This is a genomic window from Micromonospora sp. ATLC20 (assembly GCF_057196585.1).
Genome location: NZ_JBXUOV010000045.1, coordinates 22,776 through 37,888 on the forward strand (window position 1 = coordinate 22,776; position 15,113 = coordinate 37,888).

Here is a 15,113-nt window from a genome sequence, read left to right on the forward strand (position 1 = left end):
GTGACGCGCACCGCTAAATTACTTGAGAGTAGGGTTCGCGTGGAGCGTCGCTTCGGCATGCCCGGACACGTGCTGTTCCTCAACTGGCGAGACACTCGCAACCCCGAGGGCGGCGGTTCCGAGGTGTACGTGGAACGGATCGCCGCCGAGCTGGTGGCGCGCGGGTTCCGCGCCACCCTGTTCTGCGCCGCGCACCGCGAGGCTCCCGCCGACGAGGTGAACGACGAGGGCATCCGGTTCGTCCGGCGCGGTGGCCGGCACACCGTCTACCTGTGGGCCGCGCTCTGCTACCTGGCCGGGGCGTTCGGCCTCGGCCCGCTCGCCGCGCGCCGGGGCGGCCGGCCGGACATCCTCGTCGACGTCTGCAACGGCCTGCCGTTCCTCTCCCCGCTCTGGGCCCGGCGCCCGGTGGTCAAGCTGATCCACCACGTGCACCGCGAGCAGTGGCCGGTGGTCCTGCCGCAGTGGGCCGCCCGGTTCGGCTGGTGGGTCGAGTCGTCGCTTGCGGTACGCGTCTACCGGCGCTGCCGGTACGTCACCGTGTCCGACGCGACCCGGCGCGAACTCGCCACCCTCGGCGTACCGCCGGAGCAGGTCTCGGTGGTCTACAACGGCACGCCGGAGCTGCCCCGCACCGACGCCGAGCGCGCCCCGTTCCCCCTGCTCGTGACGCTGAACCGGCTGGTGCCGCACAAGCGGGTGGAGGTGGCGCTGCGTGCGGTCGCGGCGCTCGCCGACGAGCTGCCCCAGCTCCGGCTGGTGGTCGCCGGTCAGGGCTGGTGGGAGTCGCACCTGCGCGAGGTCGCCGACGAGCTGGACATCGCCGACCGGGTGGACTTCCGGGGCTTCGTGACGGAGGAGGAGAAGGCCGCGCTGCTCGCCTCGGCCTGGGTCGCCCTGACGCCGTCACTGAAGGAGGGCTGGGGGCTGACGATCGTGGAGGCCGGCGCGGCGGGTACGCCGACGGTGGCGTTCCGGGAGGCGGGCGGCGTCGCGGAGGCGGTGGTCGACGGGCGTACCGGCCTGCTGGCCGACGACATCGACGACTACCTGGCGAAGGTGCGCGCGCTGCTGCACGACGACGAGATGCGTCAGGAGATGGGCGCCCAGGCCCGGCGGCACGCGGCGAACTTCACCTGGCCGGTGGCGGGGGAACGCTTCGCGACCCTGCTGGAGACTGCGGACTCGCCCCGCCCGGTCCAGCGGCGGGGCGACCCGTCCTACCTGTTGCCGTAGACCTCGGGGGCGTACGGGTCCTGCTTCCCGGCCCGCTTGGCCGCCTCCGTGGCGTTGCGCGCCTCGGTCGCGGCCTCCTCGGCCGTGGCGGTCGCGGCGGCCGAGAGCCCGCCGAGGGCCAGGACCCCGAGCAACGCCGCCACCAGGCCGGACACGACAAGGGTCAAAGCTCTACGCATGCCATTCCTCCGATGGTGAGACGTGCGAGCGGACGTTACCACGCAGTAGCTCGCCGGCGTAGGGTCGAAAAGGCGGCAGCCATGACCGCCAGAACGGCAGTTCCGCACGCCAGCACGACCAGCCAGCGGCTCGCTCCGGTCCGCGGCGGCGAACCCGAGGCGGCCGGGTTCCGGTAGAGGCTCAGCGACTCCCCCTCGTACCGGAGGTCGAGACCGGCCAGAACGGCCGGGTCCACTGTGCTCGGCGTACCGTGCTGCACCACCACCCAGCCCACCCCGGTGGCCGAGACGGGCCGCCCCTCGGCGAGCACCCGGCGCACCTCGCGCAGGCGCGGATTCTCCCCGGCCACCGCGACGTCGTCGACCACCAGCGTGTCGTCGGTGAGCACGGTTCCCGGCAGATAGCGGGGCGCCGGGTCGAGCACCACCCGCCCCGGGTTCCACGGATAGGCCCGGTAGGTGGTCAGCGGCAGGGCGAGGACCTCCCCCGGGTCGTCGGGCAGGCGCTCGGCGACCGCCCGCCAGTCCGCCGGGTAGCGCACCGGGCTGATCCGGCCGGCGCCGCCGAACGCCAGGTCCGGCATCGCGGCCACCGGCAGGAGCAGCAGCCCGGCCAGCACGATCCCGCCGACCTCCCGGTCGATCCGAGCCACCAGCCGCTCGGCGCCCAGCGCCGCGCACACCACCAGCACGAGGGCGTACGGCGCGAGGAACTTCTGCCCGTCGCGGAGCAGTCCCGCGCCCGGCACGTGCGCCACCGCCCAGCTCAGCGCCGCGTTCCCGCCGGGCAGCACGGCGAGGGCGGCCAGCAGGTACCCGCCGCCGGCCAGCACACCCAGCCGTACCGCCGCGCCCGCCGGCAGCCGGCGCCGCAGCAGGCCCGCGCCGACCAGGGCCAGGACCACGAGCACCACAGTCGCCAGCGGGGCCAGCGTGGCGGACCGGCTGGACGGGGTGGCCTGCACGTTCCAGATGCCGCCGGTGCCCGCGAGCGCCACCAGCGGTCCGGCCCAGTTCTCGGCGCGCGCCGCGAACGCCGCCACACCCGCCGGGTCGGACGTGCCACCCGCGCCGGTGACCAGGGCCGCCACGATCCACGGGGCGTTCAGCAGCGCGACACCGCCCACCGCGACCGCCGACAGGCGGAGCCGGGCCCGGTCCGCCGCCAGCACCAGCACCGTCGCCAGCGCGATCAGGCCGCCGGTCGGGGTGATCGCGGCGGGCGCGGCGAGCAGCACCACCCGGGCGAGCGCGCCGTCGCGGCCCGCCCGCAGGTCCAGCGCCGCCCGCACCAGCCACGGCAGTGCGGCGTACGCCAGCAGCAGCCCCCACTGCCCGATCAGCAGCCGCTCTGCCAGGTACGGCGTCCACGCGTACGCCACGGCGGCCACGAGTTGCACCGCACGCCGCTGCGTCGGCACCAGCCGTCCGGCGCCCACGGCGGCGAACAGGACCGCACCGGCCAGCGCCACCCGCTGCACCACCCAGCCCGGCACCAGCTGGGTCACCAGCGAGACCAGCGCGTCCATCGGCACCGCCCGGGGCAGGCTCTGCGCCGGGGCCACCAGATCCCAGCTCAACGGCTGCCGGGGGACGAACACCATGTCGTACCGCAGCGCGTAGCCCGGCGCCACCAGCGGCGCCAGGATCAACGCGGTGACGACGACCGCCACGAGGTACAGCGGCAGCGTCTCCCGCCACCGCCGGAGCGCGGGGCCGCCGGCCTCGGCGGGACGTCCGGTCATTACGGCTTCGGCACCGCCCGGCCGATGGTGATCAGGTTGGTGCACAGCCGGACGCCCGGCGTGTTCACGGTCAGCTCGACGGCCGAGCCGGCGCCCTCGAGCATGAAGAACACGTCGTTCAGCCCTTCCTTCAGCGTGATCTCGCGGGTGGCGTCGCCGAGCTTGAACACCGCCGTCGAGTCACCGGAGCTGACGTAGCCGAAGTGCACCACGTACGGCCACTCCACCAGGTAGCCGTCCATCGGGATCCGGGCGGTCCGGCCGCCCTCGGCCAGGTGCCCGCAGCCCTCCACGGTGCCGGGCGCGACCTTGCGCCCCTCGACCACCACCGGACGGATCCGGCCGTTCTCGTCGAACGTCGACGGCTTCTCACTCATCGTCACGAACGTCGGCCGGCGCTCGGCCGGACGGAAGAAGTGGGACTGGAGGTTGTCCGGCCAGAAGTACCCGGCCACCACCCGGTCCGGCACGGTCGTGTCGAAGAAGACGGTGCCCGGCGGCGCGGCGGCCAGCTCGGCCTGCGTCGTGGCCAGGTAGTCCCGGCCGTGCTTGGTGCTCCAGTTGTCACCGAACCGCGCGGTGCTCCACAGCGTGCCCACGCCGATGGTGGCCAGCAGCACCACCATCGAGACCAGGCCGACGGCGAAGGCGCCCGGCTCCCGCAGCACAGTCGGCAGCGGCCACGCGGAGACGTCGTCCTCGTCGTGGTCCTTCATCCCGAGCAGCGCCACCCCGACGCAGATCGCGGCCACCAGCACCACGTCCGCGACGTAGCGGGGCACGACGCCGACCAGCGGGCCGAGCGGCCCGCCGAGCCGGGTCACCGCGAACAGCGCGGCCACCAGACCGAGGTAGCAGGCGAGCAGCAGCCAGGCCCGCCCGGCGGACGGCCGCCGCCGCACGGTGACCACGATCAGCGCCGCGAGCACCGCCCACGACAGCCACTTCGCGATGTCGTACGGGTCGGACAGCGGCGGCCCGTCACCGGCGTACGTCCAGCGCCACGGCCCGCCGAGCAGACCCGGCACCACCGTGTCGCCGATCAGGTCGCCGAGGAAGGAGAAGACCTGCCCGACCGAGGTGGGCTCGTCCAGCCCCCGGGCCGGGCGGGTCAGGTAGTACGCCAGGTACGCACCGGACAGCACGGTGAGCATCAGCCACGCCGGCCAGAACCGCACGACAGTGGTCACCAGGCTGCGCCACGCGCGGCCCTTGGTGAACAGGAACGCGGTCAGCAGGAACAGCAGCGGCACGATCAGCAGTGCCTTGGTGTCGAAGAGCAGGCCGAACACCACCCAGAACGCCACCAGGACGAGATGCCGCCTACGGCCGGTACGCACGTACCGGACCTGGGCCGCCACCGCGAGGACCAGGGCGAGCTGCGGCGGCAGCACGAGCAGCCCGACCAGCCACAGCGACGACACCTCGAGCGTCAGCGGGCTGAACAGGAACAGGCTCAGCGGGACCAGCAGCCCCCAGCCGGGCCGCAGCAGGTCACGCAGCAGCCGGTAGAGGGCGATCCCCACCGCCGCCTGCCCGGCCGCCAGCAGCAGGATCCACGGCCAGCCGGCGAAACCGGCCGCCCGGACCATCAGCCACGCGACCGCCAGCCCGGCCGGCATGAGGTGGTTGTTGAACGTGCCCAGCAGGTAGTCCGGGTCCAGGCGGGTGTCGAGCACCTGCGCGGCGATGACGAACTCGTCCTGTGAGAACCAGCCACGGGCGGCCAGCCCGGCGCGCGACGCGACGGACACGATGATGAGGGCGATCGCGACCGCGCGGACGCGGTCGGCGGCGATCCAGCGACCGATCGGTCCGGGTCCGTCGTCCTCCGCGCCGACGGCTGCCGGATGCGTCTCGGCCGCTGCTTGTGGCATTGACATGGTCGGCAGCCTGCCACACGCTTACACGCCGTGGGGACGGCCGTTCTCCTGATAACGCCTCGCCGCGCCCCCAGGTCGCCACTGCGCGTCCGGTCCGGATAACGTCGCGCGACACGCGTCATGTTGCAGGTGCGCGTACGGCCGGCGGAGACGGGAGCCGAAAATGCGTGCGGACGGGACGACAACGTCGCCGACGGGGACGGACACCCCCGCCCGGGAGACCGGCCGTGCCCGGCAGACGGCGCGGCGGTTCCGGCACCTGACGATCTGCCTCGCGCTCACCGCACTCGCCTTCCAGCAGGCACCCGGGCAGGTCGTACCGGACACGAAGGTCGACCTGAACGTCAATCCGGCGGGGTGGCTGCTGCGCTCGCTGCACCTGTGGGATCCCACCGGCACGTTCGGCCAGCTCCAGAACCAGGCGTACGGATATCTCTGGCCGATGGGCCCGTTCTTCCTGCTCGGGACGGAACTGGGGATCGCGCCGTGGATCGTCCAGCGGCTCTGGTGGGCGCTGCTGTTCTGCGTCGCGTACCTCGGTGTGGTGCGGCTGGCCGGCCGGCTCGGCATCGGCAGCCCCGCCGGGCGGATGATCGCCGGTGTCGCGTTCGCGCTGTCCCCGCGCATCCTGACCCAGCTCGGCTGGTCGTCGGTGGAGTCCTGGCCCAGCGCCGTCGCGCCGTGGGTGCTCATCCCGCTCGTGGGACTCGCCCGGGGTGCCCGGCTGCGCCGCGCGGTCGCCGGGTCGGCGGTCGCCGTCGCCTGCGCGGGCGGCGTCAACGCCACCGCCGTCGCCGCCGTGGTGCCGCTCGCCCTGCTCTGGCTCGCCACGCTCCGGCCGCTGCGCCGCCGCGTCACCGCCCTCGCGGCCTGGTGCGGCGCGGTCGCCCTTGCCACCGCGTGGTGGCTGATCCCGCTGCTGGTCCTCGGCCGGTACAGCCCGCCGTTCCTGGACTACATCGAGACCGCCCGCAACACCACAAGCGTCACCGACGCGGTGACGACGCTGCGCGGCGCCTCCTACTGGGTCGCGTACCTGGCGTCCCCGTTCGGCGCGAACATCCCGGCCGGCGCCCGGCTGGCGAACGACACGCTGCTCGTGGTGGCCACCCTGGCGGTGGCCGCGCTCGGAGTGCTCGGCCTGTCCCGGCGCGGCATGCCGCACCGCCGGTTCCTCATCACCGGTCTGCTGGCCGGCGTCGCGCTCGTCGGGCTCGGGCACACCGGCGACCTGCCGAACATCCTCGCCGGGCCGCAGCAGCAGTTCCTCGACGGCATCGGCGCCCCGCTGCGCAACGTGCACAAGTTCGACGTGCTGCTCCGCCTGCCGCTGGCGCTCGGCCTGGCGCACCTGGTCAGCCTCGCCGTACGCGCCGCCCGGACCGCGCCCGAGCAGCGTCGTGGCCGCGCCACGGCCCGGGCCTGGCTCACCGCCGGCACAGCGATGGTCGCGGTCGCGGGCGTCGCCTCGCCGGCGCTCGCCGGTGGCCTCGCCACCCCGGGAGCGGTCAAGGACGTGCCGGGCTACTGGCACGAGGCCACCGACTGGCTGGACGCGAACACCGGACGCGGACGCGTGCTCGTCGTCCCCGGCGCGCGCTTCCCCGCGTACGACTGGGGCAGCACCACCGACGAGATCGCCCAGCCGCTGCTGGACAGCCGGTGGGCGGTCCGCAACGCCATCCCGTTCACCCCGCCCGCCACGATCCGGCTGCTCGACGCGATCGAGTCGACGCTCGCCACCGGCGCCGGTTCGACCGGCCTGGCCGACCTGCTCGCCCGCTCCGGGATCAGCCACGTCCTGTTCCGCGCCGACCTCGACCACGGCCGCTCGGACACGGCCCGCCCGGCGGTCGTCCGGCAGGCGCTGGAACGCTCGCCCGGCCTGACCCGCGTGGTGTCCTTCGGCCCGGTACGCGGCGGCTCCGACACCCCTGACGAGTTCCGCGATCAGGGCCTGGACGTACCCGGACGGGCACTCGAGGTGTACCGGGTGGACCGGCCCGTCGAGCCGGTGGTCGCGTACGACCGCGACGACGTGACCACAGTCGTCGGCGGTCCCGAGTCGCTGCTCGACCTGGCCGCCTCGGGCCGGCTCGGCGCCGCGCCCACGGTCCTGGCCGGCGACGTGAAGGCCGGCGAGAGCACCGGGCGGGTCGTGCTGACCGACGGGCTGCGCCGGCGCGACGTCTCGTTCGGCCGGCTGCGCGACAACTCCTCCCAGACGCTCACCGCCGACGACACCTTCGCGGTGTCCGCGCCCGCGCACGACTACCTGCCCGACTGGGGGCCGGAGTGGTCGACAGTCGCGCGCTTCGAGGGCATCAGCGGGATCCGCGCCTCGTCCGCCCGCTCCCAGATCGACGCCGCCGGCGGCGCCCGGCCCGAATACCAGCCGTACGCGGCGATGGACGGGAACACCGCCACGTCCTGGCGGTCGGCGCCGCACTCGGAAAGCGACAGGCAGTGGATCGAGGTGAACCTGGCGAACCCGACCCGGGTCACCCGGGTGGAGGTGTGGTTCGACCTGAAGGCCGACGCCCTGCCCACCACGGTCACCGTGACCGCCGGGTACGAGAGTCGCACCGTCGAGCAGTTCGGCGACCACATGGTCTTCGAGCTGCCCGGCGTGCACGCCACCCGCAAGGTCGAGGTCTCCGTCGACGCCGCGTTCGACCTGCGCCCGTTCGGCGACAAGTCGGTCGGCATCACCGAGATCAAGATCCCCGGTGTCCAGACCGGCCGGACCCTCCAGTTGCCCGCCGCCCCGGCCACCGACCAGCCCGCCGGCGTGGTCGTGTCGGCGGCCCCGTCCACGCCCGCCTGCTTCACCGTCGACGGCCGCCCGCGCTGCTCCACCGACGCGATCCGCGGCTCGGAGGACGCCTCCACCATCGACCGCACCTTCACGCTGCCGGTCGCCGGGACGTACGACGCGAAGCTGTGGGCGCGGCCGACCCCCGGCCCGGAGCTGAACGGGGCCCTGGACAAGCTGGTCGCCGACGCCCAGCCGTTGCGCCTCGCGCCGCAGGTCACCGCGTCCTCGACGGCGGTGCCCGACCCGGCCGGCCGGCCCGGCGCGGTCCTCGACGGGGACCCGGCCACGAGCTGGTCACCGGCGCTGAACGACGAGGCGCCGATCCTGCGCCTCACCTGGCTCGAACCGCAGGTCATCAGCAAGATCCGGTTCACCGTCGAGGAGGGGACCGCCGCCACCCGCCTCGGCAGCGTCCGGGTGGTCGGCAACGACGGGTTCCGCAGCAACCTGCTCACCAACGACGGCGTACTCACGCTCGACCCGCCGATGCGGACCGACTCGATCACCATCCAGTTCCTCGACAAGCCGTCCGCCACCAGCACCGACCCGTACGGCCTGCGTCTGCCCGAGCCGCTGCCCATCGCTGTCGGCGAGGTGACGGTGCTGCCCCTCGGGACCACTGTCGCACCCCGCCCGGAGACGCCGCTGAAGCTGGCCTGCGGCTCCGGCCCGACGCTTCAGATCGGCTCGTCCCGGATCACCACCACGCTCACCGGTACCGTCCGCGACCTGCTGGAACTGCGCGAGATGCCGGTCGCCGCCTGCGGCCGGACCACGCCCGAGCAGCTCGACCTGGGCAGCGGCGAGCACCGCCTCGTCACCACCGCGAGCACGCTCGCCACCGCCACCCGCGTCGCGCTGACGCCACGGACCCCGACGCCCGCCGCGGCGGCCACCGCCGGCGACATCGAGGTGGGTTCCTGGTCGGCCACCGAGCGGCGGGTACGGGTGTCCGAGCACCCCGTCGACCGGGTGCTCGCGGTCCGGGAGAACACAAACACCGGCTGGCAGGCGACCATCGGCGGCACGACGCTCACCCCGCTCGTGGTGGACGGCTGGCAGCAGGGCTGGATCCTCCCCGCCGGTGTCTCCGGGGACGTGGTGCTGCGCTTCACGCCGGACACCCCGTACCGGATGGGTCTGCTGCTCGGCGGCGTCCTGCTGGCGGTGGTGGTCCTGCTCGCGGTGCTGCCCGACCGCCGGCCCGCCGGGGATCGCGCGGTCGTCGTCGCACCGGCGGCCCGGCGACGGCTCACCCGCTCGCTGCCGCTGCTGGCAGTCGGCGCCGCCGCGCTCGTGCTCCACAGCGGTCTCATCGGTGCCCTGCTGGTCGCGGCGGGCTTCATGCTCGCCGTACCCGGGCCGCGCCGCATGCCCTGGACCGGTGACCCCCGGCGGGTCAGGAGAATCGCCCGGGCCGTCGAGACGTGGCTCCCCGGCGCGCTCGTGGTGCTCGCCGGATGGATCTACCTGGAATCGGCCGACCGGCACACCGACGCGCTGCCGCAACTCGTGACTGTCGCCGCGCTGGGTGCGCTCTGGCTCTCCACGACCGCCCGCCGACGGCCGGTACGCCGAATCAGCCCGGCCTCGGCGGCAGCCGTGACCGTGCCGGCTCCCCGGGTGCCGGAGCCGGCCGGACAGCCGACGCCCGTCCCCGCCCTAGCCGGGGCCGTCGCGGCTCCCGCCGCCCACATCGACCCGGGCGCGGGTCCTGATCGAGCGCCGGACCTCGACGCCGAGCCGGAGCCGGACCGGGATGCGGATCTGGACGGTCGTGCCGAGCGCGACTCGGACGGGCGGCCGGGGCCGGACGCCGCGCCGGGGCCGGACGGCGGTCCGGCATCCCGCGTCTCGGAGATCACGTGAGCGAGGGCCGGCCGGGCCCCGAGCCGGCGGGCGGCCGGAGGACCGGGCTGGGTGCGGCGGGCGTCGCCGTCACGCTCGCCGGGGTCCTGGTGAACGGCCTGGCCTACCTGGTGCCGGTGCTCGCCGCCCGGAAGCTCGACGCGGACGACCTCGGCGCGCTCGCCACCGCCCTCGGCCTGGTCGCCATCGCCGGTGTGCCGGGGCTCGGCCTGCAACTCGCGGTCGCGGTGCACCACGCCCGGCACGGCCCGTCCGACACCCGGCGGCTCACCGTGCTGACCGCCGCCCTCTGCGCGGGGGCGCTGCTGGTGGCGACGCCGGTGCTGGTCGCCGCGCTGGACCTGCCGACTGTGGTACCGGCGCTGCTGGCGGTCACCACCGCCTCGGTGGTGCTCTCGTCGCGTTCGCTCGGCGAACTGCAGGGCGGTCAGCGCTTCCTGCGGCTCGCCACCGCGATGGCGCTGCTGGCCGCCGCCCGCTACGGCGGGGTGATCGTGGGGCTGCTGCTCGGCGCGGGCCTGACCGGCGCACTCGGGGTCGGTGCGCTCACCGCCGCGCTGGCGCCACCGGTGCTGGCCTGGCTCACCGGTACGCCCCGGCGTTCCTCGGCCGCCCCGCGCCTGACCGTCGCCCAGGTGACCGCCGGATGCGGCGCGACGCTGGCGATGCTCGTCGTCTCCTACGCCGACCTGCTGCTGGCCCGGCAACTGCTGCCGCCCTCGGGCTCCGGGGCGTACTCGGTGGGGACGGTCCTGACCAAGGGCGCGCTCTGGGCGCCGCAGGTCGCCGCCGTTCTGGCGCTGCCGCGCCTGGCCCGCGGGGACCGCCGCAGCCGCACCGTCGCGCTCGCGGTGACCGGTGCGTGCGGTCTGGTCCTGGTGGGCGCGTCGGCTGTCGCCGGCGGGCTGGCCTTCCGGCTCGTCGGCGGACCCGACTACACGGCGCTCGGCCGGTACGCGCCGCTGTTCGCCGCCGTCGGCGCGCTCTACGCGGTGACGTTCGTGCTGCTCAACGACCGCCTCGCCGGAGGCGTCAGGTGGGCGGCGGCGCCACTGTGGTTCGGCACCGCCGCGCTGGTGACCGTCGCCGTGATCGTGCGCCCGCGTACCGTCGGCGGTCTCGTCGCCGCGGCCCTCGCCACCGCCGTGGTCACGACACTGCTGATGGCCGTGCCGGCGCGTCGGCGGACAGCCAGTCACCCAGCAACAGGTGATCGATCGAGTCCACCCGGCCCAGCGACCGACCGGACGCGATCCGCTCCCGCAGCTCCGCCCGGCTGAACCAGCGCGCCTCCAGCAGCTCCACGCCGTCGACGCGGACGTGCTCGGAGGTGGCGACGGCCCGGAACGCCACCATCAGACCGGCCGGGAACGGCCACGCCTGCGACCCCTGGTAGGTCACGTCGGTGACTGTCACCCCCGCCTCCTCCGCCAGCTCCCGGCGGACCGCGTCCTCCAGGCTCTCACCGACCTCGACGAACCCGGCGAGCGTCGAATAGGCCCCCTCGGCCGCGCCCGCGTGCCGGGCCAGCAGGCAGCGCCCCGGCGGGCCGGGCGCCTCGACGAGCACGATGACGGCCGGCTCGATCCGGGGGAACAGCAGCCGCCCGCACTCCGCGTCCGCGCAGGTCCGGACGTGCCCGCCACCACCGGCCACCGCCGCCGCCCCGCACGCGCCGCAGTACCGCTGCTGCCGGTGCCACGACAGCAACCCCCGGGCGTACGCCTGAACGGCCGCACCGGCCGGGTCGAGCCGGCCGGCCAGCGCCCGCAGGTCGACCGCACGCGTCGCGGCGGCCGCCTCCACGGCGGCCCGCTCGCCCAGCGCGGACAGGTCCGCGGCGAACACGGCGGCGTCCCCGTCGAGCCCGAGGAAGACGGTCTCGCCCGCGGCGGCCCGGACGGCCGACGCGCGCTCCCCGGTGAGCCGGACCGGGCCGTCCCCGTCGGCCAGGCAGCGGTCCCGCCACAGCGGCAGCACCACGCTCGCCGGATCGGTCAGCCGCTCGGCCAGCCAGTCCGCGTCCGTGCGCCGCGCCGCCGCCCGGTCCAGCCATCCGCCGCCGTACGCCGGCACCCGATCCTGTGTCCGCACCAGCTCACCGTGCCACGATCCGCACCGCGGCACGGCCCCGAAACGGGTGATCGGTGCGACACCGGCGGTCACCCGACACGACCGCCGGGCCGGACCCTCCCGGCGGGCCCGAGCGTTGGTTACCGTAGGTGTCTCCCGCGGGGGAAGCGGTCCCCGCGTGTACTTCCGATCGAGGTTGCAGTGACGATGTACGGCGAGAAGATGCCGGCTGCCGACGACCGTCCCACCATCAAGGTGGCGGCGGTGAGCTGGCCCGGCGTCGAGATGGAGCCGGTCGCCACACCACCCGGAGGCGGCGCGGCCAAGCCCACACGCTCGCGACGGGCCCGGCTGCTGCTGGCCGGGGGGATCGTCGCGGCCGTGCTCGCCGGCGGTGTCGGCCTGGGCGCCTACGCGTACGCCGGCGACGTGCCCCGCGGCACCACGGTGCTCGGCACCGAGCTGGGCGGGCGGAGCAAGGCGGAGGCGGCCCAGGCGCTCCGCGCCGAGCTGGAACGCCGGGCCGACACGCTCAACGCCCCGCTCGCTGTCACAGTCGGTGAGAACAAGGCCGAGCTGAACCCGTCCGAGGTGGGGCTCACCATCGACGTGGACGCCACGGTGGCGGCCGCCGCCGAGGCCGACGCGCACGCGGTGAGCCGGCTCGTCGGCTCCCGGGCGGTCGAGCCGGTGGTCACCGTCGACCAGGCCAAGCTGGGCGCGGCCCTCCGCAAGGTGATGGGCACGCAGGGTCGCGAGATGACCATGCCGGCGATCATCTGGACCGGTACCACACCGAAGCCGGTCTACCCGAAGCCGGCGCTGACGATCGACACCGACGGCGCCACCGCAGTGGTGAAGGCCGGGTGGCTGGCCGCCGAGCCGGTCACCGTGCCGCTCGTCGAGAAGTGGCCGGCGACCACCCGCGAGGAGGTGGACCGCCTCGTCGCCGAGCTGGCCCGGCCCGCGGTGGCCGCGCCGGTCACGCTCACCACCGACGGCGGCTCGGTCACCATCCCGCCCGCCGCCATCGCCCGCTCGCTGCGCTTCTCCGCCGACGACGCCGGCACGCTCACCCCGAAGGTCGACGTCAAGCGGCTGCGTACCGCGCTCGGGGACCAGCTGACCAAGCTCGAGGTCGAGCCGCGGGACGCCGGGCTGACCATCAGCGGCGGCAAGCCGAAGGTGCTGCCCAGCAAGGCCGGACGCCAGGTCGACGCCGCCGCGCTCGGCCCGGCGCTGCTCGCGGTGCTCCCGAAGACCGAGGGCCGTACGGTGACCGCCGAGCTGAAGCCGGCCGCCCCCGAGCTGACCGAGGCGGAGCTGGCGAAGCTCGGCATCAAGGAGCGGGTGTCGAGCTTCACCACCCACTTCACCGGCGGTCTCTCGTCGCCGCGCAGCCAGAACATCGTCCGCGCCGCGAAGGACGTGGACGGCGCGCTGGTGAAACCGGGTGAGACGTTCTCCCTGAACGGGCACACCGGCGAACGCGGCTACGACCAGGGCTACAAGGACGCGCCGACGATCGTCGGCGGCAAGCTGGTGCCGGGCGTCGGCGGTGGCGTCTCCCAGTTCACCACCACGCTGTTCAACGCCACCTACTACGCCGGGCTGGAGGACGTCGAGCACAAGCCGCACTCGTTCTACTTCAGCCGCTACCCGGCGGTGATCGAGTCGACCATCTACTGGCCGCAGCTCGACTTCAAGTTCCGCAACAACACGCCCTACGGCGTCCTGATCGACACGTCGTACACGTCCAGCTCGATCACCGTCTCGATCTGGAGCACCAAGATCTACGACAGCGTGAAGACCGAGTACGGCCCGCGCCGCAACATCACCCAGCCGAAGACGGTCTACCTGACGCCGGGGCCCAGCTGCATCGCCGCGACCGGCAGCGTCGGGTTCGCCCAGGACGCGTACCGGGTCATCAAGAAGGACGGCAAGGTGTTCAAGCGGGAGAAGTTCAGCTGGCGCTACGACGCCGAGCCACGCTTCATCTGCGCCCCGAAGCCGGGCGGCGGCGACGACTGATCCACCGAACGCCGAAAGGCCCCGCCGGACGCATCCGGCGGGGCCTCTTCCATGCTTGTCACGGCCGCGCCGCGGCCAGCCCTTCGCGTACGCCGTCGGCGTCCCGGTCGGTGCCGTAGACGGGCGTGTCCGGCTGCTGCCGCCAGCTCTCGTCCAGCGTGCCCGCGTCGACCGGGTCGAAGCCCAGCTCGTCCACGAGGCCCATCACGATCCGCTTGGCGTCCGCGTCGTCGCCGGCCACCGGCAGCGCGATCCGGCCCGCCGTACCCGCCGGCTTGCCCTCGTCCATCAGGTGCGCGGCCTGGATGTTGTTGAAGACCTTCACCACGCGGGCGCCCTTGAGGTGGTCGGCGGTCCAGCGGCTGGAGCTGAGGCTGCGGTCGAGCAGCTCGGCGATGTCGCCGTCCCGCTGGGGGTAGTAGTTGTTGGCGTCGACCACGAGCTTGCCGTCGAACAGCGCCGCGGGGAGCTGCGGCACCGCCTTCAGCGGGATCGCGATGACCACCAGCTCGGCGCCCTGCACGGCCTCCTCCACCGACACCGCCCGGGCGCCGGTCTCGGCGGCCAGGTCGGACAGGCTCTGTGGCCCGCGGGAGTTGGCCACCGCGACGTCGTGGCCGAGTGAACGCAGACGACGGGTGAGGGTGCCCCCGATGTGCCCCGACCCGATGATTCCGATCTCCATGCCCACTCCTGTACCCCGTGCGGTCGGACCCGATCACGGTCCCGGCGTACGGCACGTCACGTTTCGCGCCACCGAGCCGGCGGGCGGACGTGCGTCGACGTCCCGGCTCGACGGTACGAGACGGAGGCGGCCCGGCGTGGTGATTCCGGGGGAGAACGCAATTCAGGGCCACCCCGGTGGGGGTGGCCCTGAATTTGAAAGATTGTCCGGCGGTGTCCTACTCTCCCACACCCTCCCGAGTGCAGTACCATCGGCGCTGGAGGGCTTAGCTTCCGGGTTCGGAATGTGACCGGGCGTTTCCCCTCCGCCATGACCGCCGTAACTCTATGAACATGTCAACCAACCCAACAACATGGGTGGTGGTTTGTTCAGAGTTGCACAGTGGACGCGTAGCAGCTTAGTAGTCAAGTCCTCGGCCTATTAGTACCGGTCAACTGAACCCGTTACCGGGCTTACATTTCCGGCCTATCAACCCAGTCGTCTAGCTGGGGGCCTTACCCCACAATGTGGGTGGGATACCTCATCTTGAAGCGAGCTTCCCGCTTAGATGCTTTCAGCGGTTATCCCTTCCGAACGTAGCTAACCAGCCGTGCC

The 15,113-nt window shown here is 73.9% G+C and carries 8 protein-coding genes, 2 rRNA genes and 1 pseudogene; 4 read left to right on the top strand and 7 right to left on the bottom strand.

Annotated elements, in window-relative coordinates; translation table 11 throughout:
• The first annotated feature begins 57 nt into the window (after positions 1–57).
• Positions 58–1,236 carry a glycosyltransferase family 4 protein gene (locus AC2CHG_RS12755; protein WP_484524801.1) on the top strand — a complete coding sequence of 393 codons (1,179 nt, stop codon included), beginning with the start codon at positions 58–60 and terminating at the stop codon, positions 1,234–1,236.
• Here AC2CHG_RS12755 and AC2CHG_RS12760 read toward each other — a convergent pair.
• From AC2CHG_RS12760 to AC2CHG_RS12770, 3 genes are read right to left on the bottom strand one after another with little or no spacing between them, the layout of a single operon-like run.
• On the bottom strand, positions 1,221–1,415 hold the full coding sequence (locus AC2CHG_RS12760; protein ID WP_091425994.1) for a hypothetical protein: 195 nt from the start codon (positions 1,413–1,415) through the stop codon (positions 1,221–1,223). The genes AC2CHG_RS12755 and AC2CHG_RS12760 overlap by 16 nt on opposite strands.
• Positions 1,416–1,450: 35 nt before the next feature.
• A complete protein-coding gene (locus tag AC2CHG_RS12765) occupies positions 1,451–3,160 on the bottom strand; it encodes an MmpA family trehalose lipid delivery protein (protein ID WP_484524799.1) in 1,710 nt (569 codons plus the stop codon).
• Complete coding sequence (locus AC2CHG_RS12770) at positions 3,160–5,037, bottom strand: hypothetical protein (RefSeq protein WP_402814745.1); 1,878 nt, start codon at positions 5,035–5,037, stop codon at positions 3,160–3,162. Before AC2CHG_RS12770 ends, AC2CHG_RS12765 begins: the two co-directional genes overlap by 1 nt.
• Positions 5,038–5,206: 169 nt before the next feature.
• Here AC2CHG_RS12770 and AC2CHG_RS12775 point away from each other — a divergent pair, with 169 nt between their 5' ends.
• On the top strand, positions 5,207–9,730 hold the full coding sequence (locus AC2CHG_RS12775) for an alpha-(1->3)-arabinofuranosyltransferase domain-containing protein (protein ID WP_484524800.1): 4,524 nt from the start codon (positions 5,207–5,209) through the stop codon (positions 9,728–9,730).
• Positions 9,706–11,010: a lipopolysaccharide biosynthesis protein gene (locus tag AC2CHG_RS12780; protein ID WP_484524802.1), complete on the top strand. Its 1,305-nt coding sequence runs from the start codon at positions 9,706–9,708 to the stop codon at positions 11,008–11,010. The genes AC2CHG_RS12775 and AC2CHG_RS12780 overlap by 25 nt, the downstream gene beginning before the upstream one ends.
• Here AC2CHG_RS12780 and nudC read toward each other — a convergent pair.
• Positions 10,901–11,824 (bottom strand): annotated as a pseudogene (gene nudC, locus AC2CHG_RS12785) (NAD(+) diphosphatase); the annotation flags it as partial. The gene AC2CHG_RS12780 and the pseudogene nudC overlap by 110 nt on opposite strands.
• Positions 11,825–12,010: 186 nt before the next feature.
• Between nudC and AC2CHG_RS12790 the strand changes: the two are divergent.
• Entirely contained in the window at positions 12,011–13,834 is a 1,824-nt protein-coding gene (locus AC2CHG_RS12790; RefSeq protein ID WP_355510975.1) for a VanW family protein, read from the top strand.
• A 58-nt stretch (positions 13,835–13,892) separates the two neighbouring features.
• Here the strand turns inward: AC2CHG_RS12790 and AC2CHG_RS12795 are convergent, their stop codons facing one another.
• The 3 genes from AC2CHG_RS12795 to AC2CHG_RS12805 all read right to left on the bottom strand — a co-directional run.
• On the bottom strand, positions 13,893–14,519 hold the full coding sequence (locus AC2CHG_RS12795; protein ID WP_318336070.1) for an NADPH-dependent F420 reductase: 627 nt from the start codon (positions 14,517–14,519) through the stop codon (positions 13,893–13,895).
• A 204-nt stretch (positions 14,520–14,723) separates the two neighbouring features.
• Positions 14,724–14,840, bottom strand: a 5S ribosomal RNA gene (gene rrf, locus AC2CHG_RS12800).
• Positions 14,841–14,919: 79 nt separating this feature from the next.
• A 23S ribosomal RNA gene (locus AC2CHG_RS12805) occupies positions 14,920–15,113 on the bottom strand; the annotation flags it as partial.

What these genes read in the sequence shown, in the direction of transcription:
- AC2CHG_RS12755 (WP_484524801.1), top strand. Translation starts at nt 58, where the DNA reads ATGCCCGGACACGTGCTGTTCCTCAACTGGCGAGACACTCGCAACCCC.
- AC2CHG_RS12760 (WP_091425994.1), bottom strand. Translation starts at nt 1,415, where the DNA reads ATGCGTAGAGCTTTGACCCTTGTCGTGTCCGGCCTGGTGGCGGCGTTG.
- AC2CHG_RS12765 (WP_484524799.1), bottom strand. Translation starts at nt 3,160, where the DNA reads ATGACCGGACGTCCCGCCGAGGCCGGCGGCCCCGCGCTCCGGCGGTGG.
- AC2CHG_RS12770 (WP_402814745.1), bottom strand. Translation starts at nt 5,037, where the DNA reads ATGCCACAAGCAGCGGCCGAGACGCATCCGGCAGCCGTCGGCGCGGAG.
- AC2CHG_RS12775 (WP_484524800.1), top strand. Translation starts at nt 5,207, where the DNA reads ATGCGTGCGGACGGGACGACAACGTCGCCGACGGGGACGGACACCCCC.
- AC2CHG_RS12790 (WP_355510975.1), top strand. Translation starts at nt 12,011, where the DNA reads ATGTACGGCGAGAAGATGCCGGCTGCCGACGACCGTCCCACCATCAAG.
- AC2CHG_RS12795 (WP_318336070.1), bottom strand. Translation starts at nt 14,519, where the DNA reads ATGGAGATCGGAATCATCGGGTCGGGGCACATCGGGGGCACCCTCACC.